Origin of the sequence: Leptospira sp. GIMC2001 (assembly GCF_028462125.1) — a bacterium.
In the GTDB taxonomy this organism is placed as follows: Bacteria; Spirochaetota; Leptospiria; order Leptospirales; family Leptospiraceae.
Window position 1 is genome coordinate 1,564,116 of the sequence record NZ_CP115468.1, and the last position, 23,848, is coordinate 1,587,963.

A 23,848-nucleotide genomic window follows, 5' to 3' on the forward strand; every position below is an offset into this window, starting at 1 on the left:
GATGAAATTATTCTAAATAAAAATTGAATTCCTGTTGAAAAAATCAATTTGTCAAAAAATTATTTCCAATCATAGATTGAGGCAGCTTAGTGTTTGCTCCGAGCGATAATTGCCACAATTAATGCATAATAAATACATTTAATAGAGTAAAATTGAAACGGATGTTAAATTGTTTTCTGATTCGACTCGTCTAAAAAAATGATTCGAAATTATCCTGGAATTGAATATATGTGGGGATTTGTAATTTAAGATACAATTTGGGAAAAAAATCAGTTTTCGAATCCTGGAAACTATCTTACCTTAACATTATGAATCTCAAATTATTGAAAATGATCACGACATCTAATTTCAGAATTTTTTTTCTATGGATTTTACTGTTTTTATTGAATCATTGTACATTTGGAAGTGTTTATAGCCCTAAATGGAAAATTGGAGACTTTACTCACAGTGACTGTTTACTTTATTCTACATACGACATTTCTGTTGAGGTGAATCCGCTAGTCTATATACTGAGGTCTCACCAAGTTCGAGATGTGCTCGCATTTACATTGAACGAAGATGAGCAATCGGAAGAGTTTTCTTTTTTGGAGAATACTGCTCATTATATTTTGCTTGAAGACTACACAAATTATAGAACAGAATACAAATCAAATAATTTTAAGGTGAACAATTTGAATCAAGAATTGGAATTATTATATCAGTATGAAAGATCATTTTTGATTGATAGTTTTTTCGGAATTACATTTGAGAGACCCATTTTTATAGGTTATCCTTCGCGTAACTTTAGTTTTAAATTTACAAATAAATCTAATGAGTCTTTAAACATTTTTGAAAGAAAAGGAAAATTATACGGATTCATTTACAGATTTCCTAATTTGAAATCCTTAGAAAAAATAGAAATAAATGTAATCAAAGATCTCCAATTCCCAAGGCATAGCGCAGATAAGAAATATATCAATTGGCAAGATAATTTATATTGCAATAGGAATATATGATCAAGTTGAGTCTCTATTTTTTTTCTTGCTTATTTTCTACCGAGACAATCTAATATCAAGAAATGGAGAAAGGTAATGAAAAGCCAAATCAAATTCGCAAAGAAGATGTCGAGGAAGTTATTTCCTCTTAAGCCGACGAAGGTTAAGCCTTCGGCAAAATTGTATTCCCGCAAGAAGGGGAAGGATTCTAAAACGGATTCCTTCCCCTTCTTTTTTTGTGCTTAGCGTATTACCAATTCATTCAATCGACAGTTAAACTTCCATCATAGCTTTTTAAGGACACAGTTTATAATTTATTTCTAATATTCGATTTACAATACAGTATTGGATTTTAGATTGGATTTAATATTATGAAAAAACTCATTATTTTGTTAGTTCCTTCTTTACTATTATCATTAAACTGTATTCAGAATCTTGCTGAATGTCCTATGGACACTATCACTTTAAAGACAGAATGTGAAGCAGCGAAGAAAGAGGAAGAACAGAATCTATTACTCATTTTGGGAATAGCAGCTGCTTCGGCTTCGGCGGGAAGCTCTGTATCAGGGAATTCTCTAGAGGGCAAGGCATTAGAGTTTTATAATATTTTGGAATCTTATCGATCTAATGGATCTTACACTCTTACAAATGGAACAACACGTACATTCTTGAATTCTTCTCGATGCAGTGGAGGAACGGCTCAGAACCCAGCTCTCAATCGAGCAGCACAAAAGCACAATGACAATATGGTAAGATTGAATTTCTTTTCACATACGGGACAAGATGGCTCGACTCCTTCAAGTCGCGTTCGAGCAGAAGGCTTGAATGTTGGAGCAGGTGAGAACATAGCAGCTGGCAATGCAAGTGCAGAGAATACTTTCAATCAATGGTGGAATTCTTCAGGACATCGATCGAATATTGAGAATTGCAATTATACACATGTAGGTATCGGATATACAGATAAGTCTACGATCAATACAAATGCACAGTATTCTCATTACTGGACCAATGTATTTGCGACGATTAGGTGAATTTTCGCTAATAGAATTTTAACATTATCTCTTGATTTAGAAAACTATTGAATTAGAAATATCTAGTTGAATGCCAGAAATGATACTTCGAAATATTTTAGCGGGTGACGATTATTTCGAAATCCCAATTTTATTTTTAAATTGATATCTAGTTTATAAATTTCTTCTGTCTATTGAATACATGAAGCATTTATATTTTTGGATTTTGTTTATTTTGACCATTTCCCTTTATGCGGAAGATAAACCTTTTCTGGAATTGGATGTTCTAATCTCCAATGATTTAATATTTCGAGGTGAATCCTTTAATGGTGCCTTGGTAAATGATAAATACAATACTAAGAGTTCATCCTACTCGGACGCATGGAACTTACAACCTGAGCTTCGATTTTTAACACCGATTGATGGTTTAGTAGTATTTCTATGGGGAAATATCAATCTTCAACATTATGGCGACCGAGACAGTGATCAATATTTGTTCCAAAATGGTGCAGGAGAGCTTGATCGCACGAATGAAATTCTTGGAATGCTGAACAATGGAGATTTGGGATTTGATCCCAATCAAGTGAAACGATATAAAGAAAAAAATGGAGCAGCACGTTGGAATAGTGCATTTTTGGGATCTGATTATTCTTGGGATACACGGCTTGGAGGTCTTAGTTTTGGAACTTGGTTTTGGGCAAGTTCCGATCCCGCAAGCAAGTATATATGGCATGAATGGTTTTTTAGATACAGACCACCCATACTCAGTTTTCTCAATCCAGAATTCGGTTTTTATATAAATACTTCTGCAAGTAACCAAGTGAATGCTTTGCAGCAGAACAGCAATGTAAATGGTCAAAAATATATTTCTCTAGATCTGGAGCATAGCTTTTGGGAAGGTAATTTGATTGAAGTTGAAGTATCCAGCCATTTTGGTTATTTGAGCTAGACTCAAAAACCGTTAGGAATTGAAAAAAGCGGAACCCGTCCATAATATAGTTTTGGACAACAAAATCATAAAGGGGTTCCACCAATGAAAAATAAAAACACAACCACATCGAATAGTCAATCGAATATTGATAGTTTTCGATCTTTTTTAAAATCAAACATAGAAACTGAAATCCGAAAAAAATCCTTAGAATTTATCCAAGAGATCATGGAAGAGGAAATCGAAGCCCTATGCGGAAAAAGATTTAGCCGTAAAGTAGAAGAAAGTCTAGCATATCGTGCAGGTTCAGAGAATGTTTTTGTTCCAATATTGGGTCAGAAACATAAAATCAAAAAACCAAGAGTCAGAAAATCTGGACAAGAAGTTTTACTAGAAAGCTATGCAAATTTAAAATCCGAAGCAGATCTTGGAGAAATTGTTTTCAAACTGATGGTATCTGGTCTAACGACACGGCGATTTAGAGAATGCTTGAAAGATGTATCTGAGCAACTTGGAGTTTCAAAATCAAAGATATCCAGAGAATTTGTAAATGCTTCTAGAGCACATTTTAACAAACTGAATACGAGAAAATTTCCAGGCAAAGAATTCTTTTCCATTTTCATTGATGGTATTCATGTAGCGGATGAAGTGATAGTAGTTGTATTAGGTGTAGATAAAGAAGGACACAAGCATTTTTTGTCGGTGGTACAAGGCTCAAGTGAACATTCTGAAATAGTATTATCTGCTTTAAGGAAACTACAAGATCGTGAAATTTCACTTACTGAACGGGTTTTGGTTGTCTCAGATGGTTCAAAAGGAATTGAGAAAGGCATTAAGCAATACTTTGGTGAAAACTATGATCACCAAAGGTGTATTTTACATAAAATGAGAAATATAAAAGCGTGCTTGCCCAAAGAATATCATGATGAATTTCAAATTGAATATAAAGCAATTTTCAATTTGAATGAATACTCGAAGGCTAAAGAATCTTTGAAAGCAATGGAACATTGGTTAGGGAATATCAGTGAAACAGCTAAGATGAGTCTGTTAGAAGGTCAAGACAATCTATTGACTTGTCATAGAATCCAATTACCAATCGAAATTCGAAAAACATTTCAATCAACGAATCCCATTGATTCAGCCTTTTCACATCCAAGATTTCAAATGAACCGAGTAAAAAGGTGGCGTAAAAATCGAGACATGACAACACGATGGACAGCAGCTCTCCTATATGCACAAGAGCTTCATTTCAGAAAAGTAAAAGGATACAAAGAAATAGAAAAATTTCTATCCAATTATTTAGCCAATAAAAAAGTAATTGAAGAAAACTTTACAGAGATGAATATATCTTTATCCGCCTAATTGATTTCTAACGGTTTTTGGGACAATCTCGGTTATTTAATCAAGAATGATAATTTAAATCGCAGATCTGGAGTTTCAAATATCACAAACTCACTACGCTTTATAATTGATAAATTCTACTTCGGAGGTTCTTGGATATACAGACCGGAATTGGATGTCTATGATCGCTACGACTCCAATAGCAATGATGGCAGAATTGCCGATCCGTCCAAATTATACGGTCTCAATAATCAAATTATTCAAGATCAAATTTTGTCTTTTGTTTCTAATGATCCCGCAATGGCAAACATTGTGTATCAAAGTATCACAAGTCAGAAAATTGTTCGCAATCTTTTTGTAATTGAAATAGGATACAGAACTATTTTCTAACGTAAATATTTAACTCAATAAAAAATTTACTTGAACTCGCAATAAGTGATGAAACCAACTTTACGTCTAAATGTCCAATTGTATGTTGATATTAATGCAAGAAGACAAAGAAAAAAAAGAATTTGAACTTCATTCTTTAAGGAATTTATTGGGTGTCTCATCTGAAGATTTTCATTTTTTAACAAAATTAAATGTCGATGAGCTTGCTCTTTTAAAAAATCAAATTCTAACATCTATGCAAGATGGACAAAGAGAAATATTTGAGACTATAGCAAAAGTCAGTCGATTTATGCCGAATTTCCTGAATGCAAAAGTCTCGCATGATATTCTGGGACCTCAAATTACTGCAAACCTATCTTATTTTTTATCACCGAAAGAAGCGATTAGTATAGCCAGTCATTTCTCTACTTCCTTTTTTTCTGATATCATCGAACATCTTGTACCTGAAAGAATCAGTGAGATGATCGCATTGACACCATTTGATCAAATGCGTAGAGCTGTGAATGAATTGATCAATCGAGGGAATTTTTTTGTAATAGGTTCTCTTATTGATTATACTCCAATTGAGTCTGTGGACAAGATTGCTCGGGGAATTCCTAATCCAGATCATTTGATACTGATAACTTACAATTGCCAAGACAAGTCGCGAGTTCTCAAGCTTTTTCAAAATTTTGGAGAAACTCGCATTCTTGAAGTTCTAAAAGCTGGACTAAACCCAACTTTATTCGATCAGTTTAAAATAATTTTTGAACATGCAGATGAGTCTTTGCTTGAGTTCTCGAGAAAAACACTCGAGAATGATCCAACGGAACTTGCACTGTTCAATCAAATGGTTGTTAATCGATAAATTTGCCTAAAATGCAACAATTGTTTTTTTTATAAATACAATCATTGTCGTAGGTTTCTACGATTCCATTGATTCTCTGATTGAAGAATACTCATCATTCCTCTTCTGATGAAGATGAATCGTCGCCAGTAGTAATCCTAATTCTCGCTTTGGTTTCAATGTCGCAAGCCAGTATGGATGTGATTACCGAACTGATTGGACTTGGATTTTCTTCGCTGCATAATCTGTTTTTTTGAGTTACTGCAGCCGAAGACCTAACTGATTGCGCATAAGTAAAAGTGACAGCATTCGAGCAATCGTTTACATCAGCTTTTGAATAGTAGGTTGTCTCCTTGAGACCTATCGCAGAGCCCAAAATTAATGCCGATAGAGTATCAATTCCACTGGAAATCGGTTTTTCTGTAACTGATCGAACAGTTCCATTATTGCAAGTAATGCTCGAACCTACAGGATATTCTGGTGAACTTTCTCCTATTGCAGCACCAGTAAAAGCAGCAGCAGCTATTTGTTGGGTTGCTTCCTTACCCGTAATCGAGCTTCCACCGTCTAGTTGCTGACATTGAATCATACCCAATGAAACAATCATTACAAAGAAGGAAAACCTTAATATTTGAATATAATTCACGATGGAACCACCTTATTTTCGTAAATATCAATTAATTAATTCCAATACTTTAAAGCAAACAAAAATGCCTTTATCCATTTATTTTTTAAATTAATTTTAATTTCTAAGTTATTTTCAACAAACTAAAAAAATACCGAATCTCCTAAAAAAGTTATTGATTACATATATAAATATTTATATATGTGTATTTATAGTAAATTAAATGAATAAAGGGATGCCCCATTTTATTTGGTTTTTGTAGCTACTGATATATAGCGAAAGTTTATCAAATAGAGTTTTTTTTAAGTTGTATAGAATTCTGTACAAGGAGTCAGAAATTGTTAAAATACGCAATTCTCGGTTTTCTAAAATACCGACCCATGTTCGGCTATGAGCTCAAGCAAGCGATGGATGGGTCTATCCAGCATTTTTGGAATTCGAAGCTAAGCCAAATCTACGCAACACTCAAAACTCTAGAGGCAGAGAAAAAACTTCTTTCCAAAATAGAGAATCAAGATGATAAACCTGACCGAAAGAGATATACAATTACACAATCCGGGATCGCCGATTTGGACAATTGGCTTGCGACTCCACTTATGACTCTATCACAGACCAAGGATGAATTGTTGCTGAAGTTATTCTTCGGAGGCAGTTTAAATAAATCTGATATACTAATGGATTTAAGATTGATGCATAAGTTACACGAAGACAAATTAAAAGTCTATCAGACAACAACTAAGGAAATAATTCAAGCATCCAGAGAATCACATCCTGAATGGAAAAATGATACACTGCTTTGGGAATCAACTCGTCGAATGGGTGAAATGTATGAAGAAATGTACATTCAATGGTTGAATGAAACCATTCAAAATATCGAAAAAAAATGGAAAAACAAAAAATGAATTTGATAAGTCATAACCTCATTGAACGAAATAGTCTGATATCATCCAATCCGATCTCGATAATTGCTAGAATGTTTTTAATATTCCTAATTTTCTTTTCTGCAAATTGCAAAATTCAGTCAGAAGAAGAGGGAAGAGATAAGTTAGATGAATATTTCAAAGATACCATATTGGAATCCAAATATATCAAATCAGCATCAATCCTGATTCGATCTCCTAGTCTTAATTTTCAATTTGCAAATGCATATGAAAGACCTGGAGTTGAATCTGATGAGTCGCAACTGAAGCCGCTAGATAATCCAACGTTAATTCCATTTCATATCGCAAGCGTTGGTAAAATATTCACATCTGTCTTAATTCTCAGAGAAATCGAAAAAGGAAAATTGGATTTAGATACAAAAATAATTTCAATTCTCGGCAAAGATTTTCTTCGAGAGCTTTTTGTTTTTGAAGGAGTTGATTATTCAAATGAAGTTACAATACGACAGCTTCTTAATCATACATCTGGTCTGCCTGATTATTTTGAATCGTTCAATTCGAACGAAGAGAGAATGATTGATCTAATAAAAAAAGATAGAAATCGATTTTGGACACCTAAGGATCTCTTGAATTATACTAGAGAGAACCAATCAGCAGTTGGTATTCCAGGTAAACAATTCCACTATTCTGATACGGGCTACATTCTATTGGGATTGCTATTAGAAAAATTGAATGGATCTTCTTGGGAGGATCAACTGAAGCAGGAAATTTTTCTTCCATTGAATATGCAAAATACCTATGTGCATCTTAGATCGAAACCTTTAGTATCTAACCCTTATCCACTATCTACGATTATGTTAGATGAAGCCGATCTAACAAAGGCAGATAGCGTATCAGCTGACTGGGCAGGTGGAGGAATCATATCAACAACCAATGACCTTTTTCTATTTCAGAATGCATTGGTCTCAGGTAAAATTATAAGATTAGAAACGTATGAGTCGATGAAAGGTGAATACCTTTTCCATGATGGAATATTTTATGGGCTAGGGCTTATGACATTGGATTTTGGTGCCATGTCATTTTTTATGCCTAAGACTGCTATCTTCTATGGGCATTCTGGAATTTTGGGAACCCATCTTTTTTATTCACCGAAGCTTGATATGCATATCATTTTGAATATTGGTAGCAGTCATGATATGGAATCTAGTTTTGAGTTGTTATTTTATATAGTTCGCATTTTAGAAAATATATCAGAGCTTAAGACAAGTTTATAAATCGTTAGGAGGATTTTCGATTATGGAATTAGCAAAATTTGTGAATATCAAAGCGAGTGATAATAGCTTACAGATACTTGTAATTGTATCAATTGGATTCTTGATTCTCTCTTTGGGTGGACTCATTTTTGACAAACGTATCTTGGACTATTCTCCGATTTGGCTTAAGCCATTGAAGTTTGCGATATCAAGTTTAATATTTGCGATAACCTTTATAATTTTTAGTTCTTATTTTGACAAAACCAGAATTCTCTTTTATACGAATTGGATAATATCAATTTGTTTGACTATCGAGCTTATCATTATTTCCATGCAAGCCTACCGCGGACGAATGAGTCATTTCAATTATACAACCGTTGAAGATATGATTCTTTTTCAAATTATGGCAGTTGCAATAACTATTGTATGGATTGTGATGTCGGTCTATGTTTACAATTCTTTTCAAACACTAACGGGAAATGCAATACTTGATCATGGAATGCGAGTTGGTCTCTTGATCAGTTTCCTATCCATGGGAGTTGCCTTTGCGATGACAAAACCTGGAGCTGAACAAATTCAAAAAATCCAAGAAAACAAAAGTCCAATTGGTCTTACTCTTGGATCCCATTCTGTAAACGAGAAAGATCCATCGCAAAAAATTCCCTTTACCCGATGGGCGAAAACAGGTGGGGATCTAAGGATTGCTCATTTCTTTGGACTGCACGGAATGCAGATACTGCCTCTACTAGCTTGGATTCTATTCGCAATTGGTTTGCATAAATACTTGGCTATTGGTATAATTTATTTGGCTGGTATGAGCTATCTATTCGGAATCATTTACGTTCTCTATGCATCATTGCAGGGCAGATCGATCTATGAAATACTCCGCATCGGCTCATATTCCAGTTGAGAGATTTGGATGAGCAATTTTTCACCAAAAAAAAACCTAGGAAATTTTCCAAGTCTCCGATATTTCTAAAGGAGACATCATGGGAACTATAAGAATCATACTCGTTTTCTTTCTAGCAATTTTACAACTCTCCCATATCGGGGCAGTATCTCCAGACCAAACCAATCTTGGTATATTGATTGATGAGAATAAGAAGAATATCAATTTTCTCAATGTCTGTATGAGCAATCTTGCTCCGGCTCAAGAAAGTAAGCCATCTGGAGAAGCCGAAGGACAACCTGCTCAGAAAAATATTGACCACGACTACTATCGAATCATTCGAGATATCAACCAACTAGACTTCAATGGAAATATGTGGTATCTTCAAAGTAATTACAGTCTAGCATTCCGCCAATTGAGAGAAGCTCAAGGTAGAATGAAAGAGGGATATGAACTTGCTATTCAGAAGTATTTAGAAGATACTAGAGCTTTGCTTGAGTCAACTGCGCCTGCGATCATTCGTTCAGATGACAATGTTGCAAAGGCACTTCTCAGACTTGGGTTTCGTGATTTGCGAACTGGCGAAGACCGTTTTCTAATGGGATTCAATTCATCTCCCTATCAATATCGTTATAAAATTCTTTTGTATTCTGAAGGTATAACAATACTAAGACGAGGCAAAAGATACGCAATTCTTGCAATGCTTGCATCCAAAACTCCAGATGAAGACAAAGCGGAATACCAATATTGGTCATTGGATGATTTAAAGGAGGCTCGGGAAGAGCCCAAAGAACCAAATTATGATAAGGTCAAGAACAATCTGTCCAACTACGTTGATAATAAGAGGCTTGAACGCAAAGTTGTTCCACCAGCAAATCCTCAAGCAACTCCGCTTGATCTTTTCGAGCAACACGATGATAATTATGGAATGATTACAGAAAATCGTTTGGATTTGATTATGGAAGCAAATTTCGAAATCAAAGAAACCGATTCCATAGACCGAGAAAAAGTTCCGCCTATTCCTAAGTTCAATACGGATGGCACACCAAAGTATGAATAAGAAAATTATCCTATTTCTAATTTTGATTGCAGGACTGGAATTGGTTGCTTCTGGCACAACGCTTTCTATTCGAGAACGTAAAAAACAGATAGATTCTAAACTGAAAATTGTAGATGAAGTGGATATTGCAATGGGTGGTTGGAATCTAGAACGTTACTCTCAGAGATCTGTATCGATTAAGGAAAAATTGGATCTAGCCTACCGCGAGAACACCGCTGCCGAAATTGGGCGAGTGATGACATTTCTTGAGGGTGACTTGCATATGTTGCAGATTTCCTATGCGGAAGCGACTCTTCAATACAGTCAAGAATTGATTGAATCTTATGCTAGATCTCAGATCACAGCGACTCACGATAAGACAGCAAAAGATTTGAATCGAAAAGAAAAAGTTCAACGCTATTATGATATGGCTAAAAAAGAAAAAGAAAATGCCAAAAAATATTTAGTTATGAACAATCCGAATCTTTCTTTACATGCATTGAAACGTTCAATTTTGTATTCTTTTCATTCATATAGAGAAGCTGAGTTGGCTCTTCCTACCAAATACCACACAACTTATAGTTACTGGATGAAAGATATGATCCCAGGCTCGAGCCAAAACCTCGAAACGGGAAAAGTTCCTGCTTCCACATTCGAAGTTCTAAACTAACAAGATTCAATAAAAAATCTTTACCATCTTAGAGCATTCTTGGATATTGGGACAACGAATGCGGACTGAGTCTTTATATAAACATTTTATGCTCACACAGGTATCACATATTCCTGTGATCGACGAAGCAAGTAAGCTTATTGGTTTTCTCTCCAAAGAAAAATTGCAGATAGAAATGTCTGATCTTTCAAGGTCATCCATGGAAATAGAATCTATTCCTGAAGGATTTATTGACAAAGATCTTTCTGAGACTCTGATAAGCTATTTTTCCATTCATGGCAAAATTCCTGTTATCGATCTTCAAGGGACTCGAAAGGACAGTTGGGATAAACCAAGACTACTTGCCGAATATTCGAAAATGGCGACCAATGAACTTGCTGCCTCAGAATTGGAATCCGAACAGACTGTTCGTAATAGATCCGCACAAGGTGATCGAAATTCTGAATCGCGGGCAGACCAAAAGGAATCAAAAGAAAAAAATCCAGTTCAGTGGTTTATGCAATTGATTTTGGAAAGTTTTAGCGATCCGCTTTTTGCAACGGATTTAGATGGTCATACGATTTTTTATAATGAGAAATTTGAGAAAGGAATTCTAAGCCAACCTCATTTCCGAAATAGTGTATCCTTTGCGGAGAGATTTCTTCGTGATCTAAACAAAGACGTATTCGCTGGATTTCTCAAAGCAAATGATTTAGATATCAATGCAAGCAACGAGCATGGAAAAGTTCTACAGACTCTTCTACCCAAAATAGGATATATGGTACGAATTGTAACTCTCTCTCAAGCGGACAAAATGGTCGGTTATCTCTACCATTTTAGTTTACTTAGACAGAGTATCCAGAATCAAAATGATGAAGGATTTGTTTTTCCATCTTTGGAAGAGGCTTTTGCCAATAAATTGCCTTTAGAGTTAGTCCTCAAAGAGACGGAGAGTTTTTACATCTACCAAAGTCTTCTGCGAAATCATAGAAATGTATCACATACTTCTGATGAATTGGGAATTCCTAGGTCCACTCTTCAGAATCGGATTCGATTTCTTGAGCTGGAAAAAAGATTCTCGAATCATTCCAAAGATCCGATTCCACGAAAAAGGGCACCTCAATCTAGAACCAAGAAGAATGAATCGACTACAAAACCAACTGGCTCAGAGGATTCTAATTCGGATAATCGGAAATCCACTTCCCAAAAGCAACCTGCGTCTAAGAAAAAAATTGAATCTCAATCTAGAACTGAATCCAAGTTAAAAATAGAAAACAAATCTAAATTAGAAACTAAATCTAAAATACAATCTAAAACAAAGAATAAATCGAATTCGAAAAAGCAGCTAGAATCAAGCAATAAGATCAATAGAACCAAGAAAGCACCAAAGAAAAAGCCTTCAAAAAAAGCTAAAAAAAACAAATAAACCCTTGACTGTTATCCAATAGGCAAAAACCTTATGAATAGAAATGCTGTAATCAAGTGTTTCTACTTCTCAATACTAATCTATCAGGTTCAACCTGAAATTCCGAAATCTAACATCTTAAGAGAACCCATGTGAAGAACAAAAATGATTACCTAGAACAAGACGAAGCCGTATCCAACGGTGTTTCAACAGTTGAAACAGAGCCCAGTGAATCTCCCCAAGGACATCGCGGTAAGAAGCGAAGAAAATCCTTTGATGGCCAAGCCCCAGAGCCAATCGATATCGTAGAACTAAAAAAACGCAGCATCAATGAAATGACCGAGATTGCAAAAAATCTTGGAGTTGAGAACACTCATGGTCTCAAAAAACAAAATTTAATCTTTGCTATTCTCCAAGCTCAGACCGAGCGCGATGGACAAGTCCATGCAGCCGGCGTAATGGAGAAACTTCCCGAAGGATATGGATTCCTTCGGTCGCCTGACTACAACTATGTGCCAGGACCAGATGATATCTATGTATCTCCATCTCAGATCAAACTATTTGGATTGAGAACTGGTGACACGATCACTGGCCTCATTCGTCCACCAAAAGAAGCTGAGCGTTTCTTTGCTATGCTTCGTGTGGAGACGATCAACGGTTATCCGGTTGACCAAGCTCAGAAGAGAGCCCTTTTTGATAACTTAACTCCTCTCTATCCAATGGAAAAATTCCAAATGGAATTTGATCCATCCCATATGGACACAAGAATCATGGATCTTATGTGTCCGATTGGAAAAGGGCAACGTGCACTTATCGTTGCACCACCCAGAACAGGTAAGACAGTTCTTATGCAAAATATTGCAAATGCGATTACCAAGAATCATCCTGAGGTTGTTCTGATCGTTCTTCTTATTGATGAGCGTCCAGAAGAAGTAACGGATATGGCAAGAAATGTTAAAGGGGAAGTTGTGAGTTCTACATTCGATGAGCCAGCTCAGCGCCACGTTCAAGTGGCCGAGATGGTAATTGAGAAGGCTAAGAGGCTAGTCGAGCACGAGAAAGATGTGGTAATTCTTCTCGATTCTATCACAAGACTTGCTAGAGCTTACAACCAAGTAATTCCAACTTCAGGTAAAATTCTCTCGGGTGGTGTTGACTCCAATGCTCTTCATAAACCGAAAAGATTCTTTGGTGCCGCGAGAAATATTGAAGAGGGCGGATCGCTTACAATCATTGCGACGGCTCTTGTAGACACGGGATCTAGAATGGACGAAGTTATTTTCGAGGAATTCAAGGGAACGGGTAATATGGAGATCCATTTGGATAGAAAACTCTCGGATAAGCGAATTTTCCCTGCCATTGATTTCAATAAATCGGGAACAAGAAAGGAAGAATTGTTGCTTCCTCCAGATATTTTGCAGAAGGTTTTCGTGTTACGAAAAGTACTTTCCCCTATGAGCATCACAGAAAGCATGGAATTATTGTTGGAGAAAATGAGGGTTACGAAGACCAACGAAGCCTTTTTAGCCAGCATGAACACGAATTAATCCAGGAAATCCTTATGAAAGTAGATATTCATCCTAAATATGTAGCTGCCAAGATCAAATGTGCATGTGGTGCGGTTTATGAAACCAAATCCACAGCTGGTGATATCTCTGTAGAAATTTGTTCTGCTTGCCATCCATTCTTTACCGGTAAGGCTAAGATTCTGGATACTGCAGGTCGAGTTGACAAATTTAAGAAAAAATATAAAATGAAATAGATGATACTTGGTATCGTCTAATCTTTATATTAGTTTCGTTTAGGAGTTTATCATGAACAAGGTCATGGATTTTGACAAATACAAAGAGATCAACGACCAACGTCTAAACTACCACGAGATGGAAGATGCAACAGTTGTTTCTTATTATAGAAACACTGGTTGTGGCGACGGATACAGAATCTATTTAAAAATTGATGAGAACGATCGTGTCTCTGATGCAAGCTACACAACCACTGGCTGTGGTTTTGGCATCGTTGCTCTTGCTTTCGCATGTGAAGCAGCAAAAGGCAAAACTTTAGAAGAAATCAAAGCTCTAACTTCGAGTGATCTTGAATCCTACTTCGAATTCCCAGAGCGAAGAAAAAATTATCCCGAATCAGCGATTCAAGCTTTGCATAAAGCTGTCAATGATCATGAAACCGGACAAGGTGTCCCTCCTGAAAAGAGAATCACTAAATCTATGGCGTTGAACACATTGAAAGAGCAAGGCAATTTGGTGAATGTAAACCTATCAAGTGTTATGTTAGAAAAAGAAGATCTATCAAATGTAGATTTCACAAATGCTAACTTACACAATGCATTCTTGCAGACATCCAATTTCTCAGGTGCCAATTTTTCTGGGGCTAATCTAAAAGGAGCATTCTTCAACGGATCGAACCTTACAAATGCAAATTTTCGTGGAGCCGACCTAAGATGGGCAAAGCTCACAGGTGCCAATTTGGAAGGTGCGGACTTTACTGGTGCATTGTATGATATTGGAACTCGAGTTGATCCCAAGAACTTGCATATTTTTGATGTTATGAAGAAAGAAGGCAAGGATATCTATATGAAGAAAGAGGAAGCACCTGCTTGAAACCAGGAGATAAGGCCAAAATTTTAAAAAGAACCTTCCTCAATCAAGGAATCTTTGTGCATACCAATTCAACGGTTGAGATATTAGAAATCAATTCTGAGAAAATTAAGACCAAGTATTTGGATAAGGAAGGATTTCCTCATGAGATTGAATTCCTTCCGAATGAATTGGAACTTCTCACTTAGAAGAAATATTGACAGTTTGCTTTACAATCAGAATATTATCGCATACCATGGCTAAGGCATGCTGATTGAGTCTCATAAATCCAATAATCATTTACTTCTGACGATCATGGAAGATATCCTGATGGATAATTCTAGAAATTTTTTCCTAGAATTTGAAGGAATGGGAATTGGTAAAGATTTAGAAGTAAAGCATCTGAGTATCAATTTCGGAGAAGTTCGATTCTTGGATTCCTCTGGCATCGGAGCAATCATCAAGTGTACAAATCTTGCCAAAGAAAAGGGAATTGATATCACTGTTTTCAATCTCAACAAAACACTTTTTTCTGTTTTTAGATTATCTGGTTTGCAGCATATTTTAACCACCTTAACATTGAACGAATACATAGACAGATTTCCAGAATTTCAAAAATATTTGAGTAAATACCATGAATAGAATTCACTTATCCGTATCTTTATTGATCCTTACCTTCGTCCTGAATTGCGCATCGGGAGTGAATGCAAGGAAATTGATCCATCGAAGCTATAAGGCGGGCTATTACAGTCTTGAGGTTGATGCGATTGCAACTAGAGATAGAAGGCTTTTGGAAGAAAGTCCTTTAAAGCATCCTATCAAAAATATAACAGAAGATCAATGGAAAGGCATTCTTGGCAATTTGAAATTTAAGAAAGAAAGTTCCGTGGGAGATATGATCTATTATATTTTTCCAGAAGATGAATTGAATGATATTATCCCGGATCTCAAAGTTGCCGTATCGGATCTGGATGAGACAAAGACTTTGATTGTTATCACTAAATTCAACGATGTAAAAGGTGTAGTATCTAGAGATCTTCGAACCACTTTTCTTCTTTTCCAAAATAAAAAAGGAATCAATATATTATTTTCTGAGATTCACCAAGATATGATCGGAATTGAAACATCGAACTATTATGAATGGTCGGTTATTCCCGAGATTCAATTTCGCAACAATTATGATCCGATCAATATTGTAGAAAATAAATTCTTTGATTTTGCTTTAGTGAATGGTTTCAAGAATCGGATGTGGTTGCAGTTTGACACAACTGATCCATCAAAATTCAAATTCGAAAAAAGGAAAACAGAAGAGCCTGAGATTGATAAAGAATCGAACAAGCTTGCCGAAGATTCCAAAAAACCAAAGTCAGAAATTATCATTCGCGACGTCGACTAATCGACATTAGAATTAAATTTTAGCCGAATAGCTGAGTGTATTTTTGGATCATTAGGTTTGATTCAATTATTTTGTTATTTACAATTTTTATAAAGTTTTTTCTAGCTCTATCCACTTTTACTTCCAATTTTTAGAAATACCTTTCTAGCCAACTGAAAGCTGGCGAATCCTATCAAAAAATCAATCCAATAATTCAGATAAATTTAGTTGACTTTCCCGTATTTAAGGAGGAAAGTATTGTTAAGATATTTCAACTTAGAGAAGAATTGAATCCTAATCTGATTCTCACCAACGATTTTAAAATTGTATATGTTGAATTATGGCGTTTTCAAAAAAAACAAGTCGATAAACTTTCGAATACCCAAGAGATTTGGCTATGGCTATTCAATAATATACATAAGGCGACGTAGGATGATATGTTAAAGGTTTTGAAACAACAACCAGACTTGAAAAACGCTTACGGAGTTCTCGAGCTTTATTCAGCCGATCCTGAGATGAGAAGGCAAGTTGAAGAAAGACTGCGAACAGATCAAAATTATGTATATCAATTGGCAGCTAGGTATCAGTTAGGTCTCGAAGAAGGTATTGAAAAAGGTATCCGTGATAAAGCATTAGAGACTGCCAAAAAAATGTCAAATCTCGGTATCGCGATGAATCAGATTTTGGAAATTACTGGCCTTAAGGAAGTTGATTTAAAAGATTTGGTGGAAAACGACTCAAGAAAAATTTAAATTAGTTTTAATTCTGCAGAATTGTGTAGGTATATGACTGAATTTTGAATTGACTATAGAATTCTTCTGTCTTGCTCATGGATGTTTGAAATTCTGTAAAAATGACACTATAAGGAAGACAAATTGGCAAAAAACAACTACAGCTACGAAAAGCGCCAAAAAGACCTAGCTAAGAAAAAAAAACAAGATGAGAAGCGTCTAAAAAAACAAAATAAAGGTGAACCAGGATCTGAAGGTTCCGATGAATTGAACCCATCTGTTTCAGAAAATTCCGATGAAAGTCCAAAAGAAATGGATCAGCTTGATACAGCCCCAACATCTGAATCAGATTCTATAGTTCCGCAAGACTTAGACGAAACGACTTAATCTCATTAAGCTCCCATTTCTTAAGCAACCGACACAATAACATTTTTTGTGTTGGGACAAACCTCATTTTCTCTATTAGTTATTTAAAATACTAAAAATTGCGATTTATTGCGAAATTGGCATTAATACTCTATTTAGAAAATTCTATATTTCTAAAATATATGATTTTCAACATTATTGTATTCAATAATACTATATTTTCAATATAGCTAACATACAAATACGTAATGAGATAATCAACCGACTATGAAATATACAATTTTTATTTTAATTTTTCTAACAGCGATAAACTGCTACAATAAAGACTCTTCAGATCCTGGAAGTACAGAATACTGCAAAAATATCGGATTGGCAATGGGTGATAAAGAGTGTGAAATGGAAGATGATCATTATACTAGAAGTTTTGAATACTCAATACTCGCTTCCATAGGTCGTTGTGCCGATCCAAATTCTGTTAAAGATTTAAACGGACATTGTTTTGTTGAAAATAGAAGTGATCTATTTCGTATAGTTAATGAGACTGCTGATTCTATCACTATATCCAAGTTATCTGCTAATCAAGTTTCTAAAACACAGAATGTCAGTATTGCGAGTGTATGTATTTTTGATTCGGAAACGACATTGGATACAAGTTCTATTTACAAATCCATATTTGAATACAACCCAGATACAAGATCCGCCACAAAATTACTTCATAAGCAAAATCCAACTGATTCTGCTCACAAAGAGTTGATCAATGCGCGTGATAGCAGGTTTAAACAATATTTAGTACCTCTAAAGATTGATCAGAATATTACCGCGAAATGGATCGTAACTTTTTCTGGATTGTATAGTTCTTGTGAGAGGAGTGTTGGACTTTTTGATCCCCCGGAATTTCATTTTTTTCTGGCAACACGGTACCAGATTCTAGAGGTAGTGGAATGACATATTTTCCCCTGAATATAGATATTGAAATCCTAATTTCTATCTTAACAAGTTGTCACGATAAGTGAATATCAAAGAATGAAGTGATTTCCTGTAGGTGAGTTTAAACATAATTTTTCATTTGTCTTAGAGTTAGTCCGCAAGGGTGAATAGGTAGAAATACTTTTTGGTCGGAATAAAAAACCCATAGCGAAGATAATTGCCATAAATTCCAACAAGGCTGGGAAAAGGAAAATTGGAAATAAAAGTAATTACAATCCTATGGTGATGATTATAGTAATTGTTTCATTCATCACCAATCGGACTATCTAGCAATTTGTCTTAAGCTATAGCCGTCTCACATCTTCTGCATAATTTTCCTGCTACCATATCTCTCGTATGTCTCCAACATCTTGGGCAGGCTTCTGATTGTGGTAAGACTACAGAAAATTGGTATTCGGTTCCTTGCAATTGCGATACAACTTCTTCGGAATCGCTTTTTTCAAAACTGACTTGGCTTGTAACAAAGAAGAGTTCCAATTCGGATATATCAAAATTCGAAAGAGGATTCACATCATCTTTGTTAGGTTTTATGGTAAGCTTTGCATCTAAAGACTTTCCAATCTTTCCTGTTTTTCTAGCTTCTTCTAGAACTTTTTGAGCCTCATCTTTGGAAGCAAAAATACATTCCATGGATGATTCTAAATTAGGATCTTTTAGATGGTCTATCTTTGGAAAATCATTTAGAAACACAGACTGAGCAAGTCCCGCTTCTTTCCAGACTTCTTCTGAAGTAAAACTTAGGATTGGAGCGAGTAGTGATGTTAGAGTCTTTAGAACGATCTTTAGAGCAGAAACAGATGAGTTTCGTTCAAGTGAATCCTTGCTATCACAGTACATTCTGTCACGAATGATTTCGAAGTAATCTTGTGATAGATCTACTGTGCAGAAGTTAAGAATTCGGTGGTAGACAATATGGAATTGATAGTTCTCATAAGCTTTTTGAACCTCATCCGAAAGAGTTGCCAATTTAGAGAGATAGTAGCGATCAACATTTGTCATTTGTTTTGGATCGATTGAGTCGTCTCCCACAGAGGTATTGCCCAATAGATAACGAAAAGTATTTCTTAGCTTTCGGTAATTTTCCGCAACAGCCTTGATTCCATCCTTGCTTGCCTTCACATCATCACGGAAATCAAGACTGGAAATCCATAATCTAAGAACATCTGCTCCATAGATATCAATTACATCTGTCGTAGGGTCCACTCCATTGCCGAGAGATTTAGACATTGCATGTCCTTTCTCATCTAGGATATATCCATGAGTTAACACCGATTTGTAGGGAGGAATGCCACGAAGTGCCATAGACGGCCATAAAGAAGATTGGAACCAGCCTCGATGCTGGTCAGATCCTTCTAGATAGAGGTCTGCGGGTGGAGTTGGTTTATTCGTAGATTCCTTGTTATATGAATCTGGGAATACAACAAAATTGGAAACCCCAGAATCAAACCATACATCTAAAATGTCTTTGTCTTGGACAAGATCGTCTGATCCACAGCCCGTACATTTTGTATTTTCTGGTAGTAGCTCTTTCGCGGTTTTAGTATACCATACTTCGATTCCTTCTTTCTGAACAAGCTTTGTGAAAAATCTTATGGATTCTTCATTGATATGGGGTTTCTCACATGATTTACAGGTGAAAGATGGAATGGGCACTCCCCAATTTCTCTGTCTTGATAAGCACCAGTCTGGCCTGGATTGCACCATGGAACGAATCCGAGTGATTCCCCAGTCAGGGATCCATTTTACTTTATCAATTTCTTCTAATGCGTTCTTTCGAAGATCTTTCTCGTCCATAGAAAAAAACCATTGAGGAGTTGCACGAAAGATCAAAGGTTTCTTAGATCTCCAACTATGCGGATAAGAATGTTGGAACTCACTAAAATGTAGCAATTTTCCTTTTTCTCTTAGTAGATCGACTATCTTAGGATTGGCGGCAAAAATTTTCTCACCTTGCATCATCGGGAATTCGTCTGTATATTTTCCATACTGATCTACAGGACTAAAAGTATCTAAACCATATTCGAGACCCACTTTATAGTCATCTGTTCCATGTCCGGGTGCAGTGTGTACGCAGCCGGTTCCAGCTTCTAGTGTAACATGGCTTCCGAAAACGGGAATGGAATCTTGTTCTAAGAATGGATGGCGAAATACAAATTTGCTCAATTCATCATTAGTTAATTTTTTCTTAAAAGTAAATTGAACTCCAGTCTTTTGTGTAACAGATTCGATCAATCCATTTGCAAGGATTAGATCACCAAAATCTGTAGTTGAATAAATAGAATATTCTAATTCTCGATTGAATGCGATGGCAAGATTGGCAGGCAAAGTCCATGGAGTAGTTGTCCAGATAAGACAGGACGTATTGTTCATTCCTTTAACTGGAAATAAAACATAGATTGACGGAGAAGTATGATCTTTGTATTCAATTTCTGCTTCCGCATGAGCAGTTGCCAAATCGATACACCAATAAACTGGTTTTTTGCCTTTATAAATATAGCCTTTGTTAAATAGATCACCAAAGACTTCGACAATTTTTGCCTCATAATCTGGGCTCATTGTTTTATAGAGATGATCCTCATCCCAGAAACATAAAAATCTGTCGAGATCGCCTCCTTGCTTCTTAACAAAACTTTCTGCATAGTCGCGACATTTTTGTCTTAGGTCACTCGGTGAAATATTTCGAGCTTCTTTGCCTAGATTCTTTAGCACCTGAACTTCAATCGGAAGGCCATGGCAATCCCAACCTGGGATCATATCTACTTTGTAGCCTGCAAGTGATTTGGATTTGATGATGATATCTTTTAGAGTTTTATTGAGTGCATGTCCTAAATGAAAATTCCCATTGGCATAGGGAGGCCCATCGTGTAGGTTAAATTCCTTTTTCCCTTCGTTGCGGTCTCGCATTTTGTGTAGGATTTTCCCATCTTTCCAAATACGAATCTGTTCTGGTTCCCTCGTTGCTAGTCCCGCTTTCATTGGGAATTCTGTCTGAGGGAGTAAGACCGTATGTGAGTAGGGATTTTCTTTTTCCTGTTTTGCCATAGCTACCAAGATTTTACGGTTTCCTCTTAAATAAACTGAAAAATTCTAACTTTATGTCTATGGAATTTAATGAAGCGGAGAAATTAGGTCTGACCAAGGCAATTTATGGAAGAAGAGATGTGCGTAACTTTCGACCGGCTCCTGTTTCTAAGAAAATATTAAAAAAAATTCTAGAAGCTGGACACAATGCACCCAGCGTGGGCTTCTCTCAGCCTTGGAACTTTTTTCTAATCTCCAATTCCGATACAAAAAAGTTGGTTTATGATCATTTCACCAAAGAAAATAAGAAAGTGATTCATTCCATGCAAGGTGATAGATCCGAAACATATGCATCCCTCAAGCTCCAAGGACTTCTTGATTCTCCCCACCATCTTGTTGTTACATGCAATCAAGAAAGAAACCCAGACAATAGACTTGGCAGAACAACTGTAACGGATTCCGACATCTATTCAACTTGTCTTGCGATACAAAATATTTGGCTTACCGCAAGGAGTGAGGGAATCGGCATTGGTTGGATGAGTATCTATGACCCGATTGAGTTGCCTAAATTGTTAAAAATTCCCGAGGAATATAAAATTATCGCCTATTTATGCTTAGGTTATCCCGTTGATTTTCCTGATAATCCTATATTAGAGTCAACTGGATGGGCAAGACGGGAAAATCTTTCAGATTTAGTTTTTGAAGAAGAATGGGGTGAGGCCTCTAACATTTTTACAAATGATTCGGAGAAAAAATCTACTCAGTTGCAAAACAATTTCATCAATACGAATAATTTTGAATTTGATCCTGAAGCTTTTCTTGAGCGGATGAATTCTCTAACCAAGCCTATGGGAAGCTTAGGGGAATTGGAAAAAATTGCATTCCAATTGGCGCGGATTCAGAATACCAATCATCCAACTATACAAAATAAAGCTGTACTCATTGTTGCAGGTGATCATTCTGTCGCCGCAGAAAATATCAGTGCCTATTCACAAGATACAACTTACAAGATGGTATATCAATATCTTGCGGGTGGTGGTGCAATTTCAAGTCTTACACGCGGAGTTGGAGCTAAACTCTATATCGCTGATCTCGGAGTGAATCATAGTTTTGCAACACACGCAAATCTAATTGGAAAAAAAATTCGAATGGGAACTCGTAATTTTTTGCAAGAAGATGCTCTAACTTTAGATGAAGTGAACTCGGCTATTGAAGTTGGAAAGAACTTATGGAATGAAATGGACTCAAGTATTGACGTACTCTCCTTGGGTGAAGTGGGAATTGGAAATACAACTGTCTCTGTGATTCTAGCTTGTTTTTTCTATGATTTAGATCCCGAGGAAATTGTGGGTCGTGGAACGGGAATTGATGATTCGCAGTTGAGAAAGAAAATTTCAGTTGTTGGGACAGCACTAAAGAAATTCAAAAAGCGCGTTGTAAATAGTGAAAGTCCAGGAATTGAAGCACTTGTTGCAGTGGGTGGACTGGAAATTGCTGGAATGGTCGGAGTGATTCTTGGTGCAAAGAATATACCCATAGCAATAGTGTTAGATGGACTTATCTCGACGATGGCAGCTGTCATCGCCTTAAAGATAGATTCGAGTCTTCGAGATAAGCTTCTTTTCGGACATCTATCTTTCGAGAAAGCACATAAATTGGTTCTAGATCGGCTGGGGGTCAAACCAATTTTGGACTTACAATTGAGATTGGGCGAAGCTACGGGATCTACTTTGGCTATATCGATTCTGGAACAATCTGTTCGTTTCGTAGATGAGATGAAGACTTGGGATGAAGTGAATTGGAATCGGCTAGATCAACATAAATAAACAGGTAGATTGTAATAGATATATTTATTTATCTTCGGATTCTCTTCTCGCCAATTCATCTCGAACAGTTTTTTGTTTTTTTGACAATCTTTCAAGATGATCTTCTATGATGTAGCCATAGTTTAATTTGCCTGTCACTATCTCGAAACGTTCGGTCTCAATGGTTCCAATATCTAAATCAAAAGGAATTTCATTTGCTGTATCAGCATGTTCTCTTGCTTTCTCCCAATAGGGAACAGCTTCTTTATAGAATCCTTCAGCTATCTGGAATGAACTGTTTAAGTCTTCTGCGAAGTCGAGATTGTAGAAATACAAATGTCTTTTGTCATACAGAGAAGCAAGCCTCATATAGGAACGCATGATTCTCAAATTCAGATGCATGAAAAGTAAATTTCGATATTTATAATATTCTTCTTCACTTTCGATTTTACATAATGCATTTCTTGGATGGCGGAATTTTTTCTGTAAAGCAATCTTTAGGAAATAAATATCGCGCCTCAGTTCATTTTCTCCGAAATGTTGCTTCAATCCAACCAATTCGTAGAAGTCTTCTAAATTGCGTGGTTCCCATTTATGGAGTTTGTACGGAATCCAATCCGAAAACTTCATATAAGGTCCGTTTTTTTCGTATTCGTAATTATAATCTAGATCTACTTCGGAATGGATATGTGCAAATGTCCCAAAGAAAATAATGCAAAATATAAATAAGATTCTAGAAGATGTCACTTCTATATTTTCGGA

At 36.1% G+C, this 23,848-nt stretch carries 25 protein-coding genes and 2 pseudogenes; 24 read left to right on the top strand and 3 right to left on the bottom strand.

From position 1 onward, the window contains the following. Positions 1-383 precede the first annotated feature (383 nt). From O4O04_RS08565 to O4O04_RS08590, 6 genes are all read left to right on the top strand, one after another. Positions 384-995: a hypothetical protein gene (locus O4O04_RS08565; protein ID WP_272535438.1), complete on the top strand. Its 612-nt coding sequence runs from the start codon at positions 384-386 to the stop codon at positions 993-995. Positions 996-1,345: 350 nt separating this feature from the next. Beyond that, positions 1,346-2,005 (top strand): CAP domain-containing protein, encoded by a 660-nt coding sequence (locus O4O04_RS08570; protein WP_272535441.1) that lies wholly within the window; start codon positions 1,346-1,348, stop codon positions 2,003-2,005. Between the two features lie 214 nt (positions 2,006-2,219). Then, positions 2,220-2,933 carry a hypothetical protein gene (locus O4O04_RS08575; protein ID WP_272535442.1) on the top strand — a complete coding sequence of 238 codons (714 nt, stop codon included), beginning with the start codon at positions 2,220-2,222 and terminating at the stop codon, positions 2,931-2,933. Positions 2,934-3,017: 84 nt separating this feature from the next. After that, positions 3,018-4,274 (top strand): IS256 family transposase, encoded by a 1,257-nt coding sequence (locus tag O4O04_RS08580; RefSeq protein ID WP_272532316.1) that lies wholly within the window; start codon positions 3,018-3,020, stop codon positions 4,272-4,274. Next, complete coding sequence (locus O4O04_RS08585) at positions 4,275-4,643, top strand: hypothetical protein (protein ID WP_272535443.1); 369 nt, start codon at positions 4,275-4,277, stop codon at positions 4,641-4,643. Positions 4,644-4,737: 94 nt separating this feature from the next. Beyond that, complete coding sequence (locus O4O04_RS08590; RefSeq protein ID WP_272535444.1) at positions 4,738-5,490, top strand: hypothetical protein; 753 nt, start codon at positions 4,738-4,740, stop codon at positions 5,488-5,490. A gap of 94 nt (positions 5,491-5,584) precedes the next feature. Here the strand turns inward: O4O04_RS08590 and O4O04_RS08595 are convergent, their stop codons facing one another. Then, positions 5,585-6,076: a TIGR04452 family lipoprotein gene (locus O4O04_RS08595; RefSeq protein ID WP_272535446.1), complete on the bottom strand. Its 492-nt coding sequence runs from the start codon at positions 6,074-6,076 to the stop codon at positions 5,585-5,587. Positions 6,077-6,432: 356 nt separating this feature from the next. On the opposite strand from O4O04_RS08595, the gene O4O04_RS08600 reads away from it, so the two are divergent. The 17 genes and pseudogenes from O4O04_RS08600 to O4O04_RS08675 form a co-directional block, all read left to right on the top strand. Next, the gene (locus O4O04_RS08600) at positions 6,433-6,996 is read left to right on the top strand and encodes a PadR family transcriptional regulator (RefSeq protein ID WP_272535448.1); all 564 of its coding nucleotides are present in this window, start codon (positions 6,433-6,435) and stop codon (positions 6,994-6,996) included. Further along, positions 6,993-8,249, top strand: a complete 1,257-nt coding sequence (locus O4O04_RS08605; protein ID WP_272535450.1) for a serine hydrolase domain-containing protein — start codon at positions 6,993-6,995, stop codon at positions 8,247-8,249. The genes O4O04_RS08600 and O4O04_RS08605 overlap by 4 nt, the downstream gene beginning before the upstream one ends. Positions 8,250-8,271: 22 nt before the next feature. Beyond that, a complete protein-coding gene (locus O4O04_RS08610; RefSeq protein WP_272535451.1) occupies positions 8,272-9,138 on the top strand; it encodes a hypothetical protein in 867 nt (288 codons plus the stop codon). 79 nt (positions 9,139-9,217) lie between these two features. After that, the gene (locus O4O04_RS08615; RefSeq protein WP_272535453.1) at positions 9,218-10,177 is read left to right on the top strand and encodes an adhesin OmpL37 family surface protein; all 960 of its coding nucleotides are present in this window, start codon (positions 9,218-9,220) and stop codon (positions 10,175-10,177) included. Continuing rightward, positions 10,170-10,826: a hypothetical protein gene (locus O4O04_RS08620; RefSeq protein ID WP_272535454.1), complete on the top strand. Its 657-nt coding sequence runs from the start codon at positions 10,170-10,172 to the stop codon at positions 10,824-10,826. The genes O4O04_RS08615 and O4O04_RS08620 overlap by 8 nt, the downstream gene beginning before the upstream one ends. A gap of 58 nt (positions 10,827-10,884) precedes the next feature. Then, the gene (locus O4O04_RS08625) at positions 10,885-12,231 is read left to right on the top strand and encodes a transcriptional regulator (protein ID WP_272535455.1); all 1,347 of its coding nucleotides are present in this window, start codon (positions 10,885-10,887) and stop codon (positions 12,229-12,231) included. 131 nt (positions 12,232-12,362) lie between these two features. Beyond that, positions 12,363-13,757: a transcription termination factor Rho gene (gene rho, locus O4O04_RS08630; RefSeq protein WP_272535457.1), complete on the top strand. Its 1,395-nt coding sequence runs from the start codon at positions 12,363-12,365 to the stop codon at positions 13,755-13,757. A 14-nt stretch (positions 13,758-13,771) separates the two neighbouring features. Beyond that, positions 13,772-13,972, top strand: a complete 201-nt coding sequence (gene rpmE, locus O4O04_RS08635) for a 50S ribosomal protein L31 (protein WP_272535459.1) — start codon at positions 13,772-13,774, stop codon at positions 13,970-13,972. A 64-nt stretch (positions 13,973-14,036) separates the two neighbouring features. Then, entirely contained in the window at positions 14,037-14,825 is a 789-nt protein-coding gene (locus O4O04_RS08640; RefSeq protein ID WP_272536054.1) for a pentapeptide repeat-containing protein, read from the top strand. Next, positions 14,822-15,010 (top strand): hypothetical protein, encoded by a 189-nt coding sequence (locus O4O04_RS08645; protein WP_272535460.1) that lies wholly within the window; start codon positions 14,822-14,824, stop codon positions 15,008-15,010. The genes O4O04_RS08640 and O4O04_RS08645 overlap by 4 nt, the downstream gene beginning before the upstream one ends. A 58-nt stretch (positions 15,011-15,068) precedes the next feature. Continuing rightward, positions 15,069-15,443 carry an STAS domain-containing protein gene (locus tag O4O04_RS08650; RefSeq protein ID WP_336297497.1) on the top strand — a complete coding sequence of 125 codons (375 nt, stop codon included), beginning with the start codon at positions 15,069-15,071 and terminating at the stop codon, positions 15,441-15,443. Then, positions 15,436-16,197: an LA_1326/LA_4305 family lipoprotein gene (locus O4O04_RS08655; RefSeq protein ID WP_272535462.1), complete on the top strand. Its 762-nt coding sequence runs from the start codon at positions 15,436-15,438 to the stop codon at positions 16,195-16,197. Before O4O04_RS08650 ends, O4O04_RS08655 begins: the two co-directional genes overlap by 8 nt. Positions 16,198-16,346: 149 nt before the next feature. Next, a pseudogene (locus O4O04_RS20465) lies at positions 16,347-16,607 on the top strand (PD-(D/E)XK nuclease family transposase); the annotation flags it as partial. A gap of 6 nt (positions 16,608-16,613) precedes the next feature. Beyond that, on the top strand, positions 16,614-16,928 hold the full coding sequence (locus tag O4O04_RS08660; RefSeq protein ID WP_272535464.1) for a hypothetical protein: 315 nt from the start codon (positions 16,614-16,616) through the stop codon (positions 16,926-16,928). A gap of 123 nt (positions 16,929-17,051) precedes the next feature. Further along, entirely contained in the window at positions 17,052-17,294 is a 243-nt protein-coding gene (locus tag O4O04_RS08665; RefSeq protein WP_272535465.1) for a hypothetical protein, read from the top strand. Between the two features lie 246 nt (positions 17,295-17,540). Further along, positions 17,541-18,218, top strand: coding sequence for a hypothetical protein (locus O4O04_RS08670; RefSeq protein WP_272535467.1), 678 nt, complete (start codon positions 17,541-17,543; stop codon positions 18,216-18,218). A gap of 87 nt (positions 18,219-18,305) precedes the next feature. Further along, positions 18,306-18,458, top strand: a pseudogene (locus tag O4O04_RS08675) (type II toxin-antitoxin system Phd/YefM family antitoxin); the annotation flags it as partial. Positions 18,459-18,539: 81 nt separating this feature from the next. On the opposite strand, the gene ileS reads toward O4O04_RS08675, so the two are convergent. Continuing rightward, on the bottom strand, positions 18,540-21,302 hold the full coding sequence (gene ileS / locus O4O04_RS08680) for an isoleucine--tRNA ligase (RefSeq protein ID WP_272535468.1): 2,763 nt from the start codon (positions 21,300-21,302) through the stop codon (positions 18,540-18,542). A gap of 53 nt (positions 21,303-21,355) precedes the next feature. On the opposite strand from ileS, the gene cobT reads away from it, so the two are divergent. Further along, positions 21,356-23,107 (top strand): nicotinate-nucleotide--dimethylbenzimidazole phosphoribosyltransferase, encoded by a 1,752-nt coding sequence (gene cobT, locus O4O04_RS08685; protein ID WP_272535469.1) that lies wholly within the window; start codon positions 21,356-21,358, stop codon positions 23,105-23,107. A gap of 24 nt (positions 23,108-23,131) precedes the next feature. Here the strand turns inward: cobT and O4O04_RS08690 are convergent, their stop codons facing one another. Further along, the gene (locus O4O04_RS08690; protein WP_442915936.1) at positions 23,132-23,833 is read right to left on the bottom strand and encodes a hypothetical protein; all 702 of its coding nucleotides are present in this window, start codon (positions 23,831-23,833) and stop codon (positions 23,132-23,134) included. Positions 23,834-23,848 lie beyond the last annotated feature (15 nt).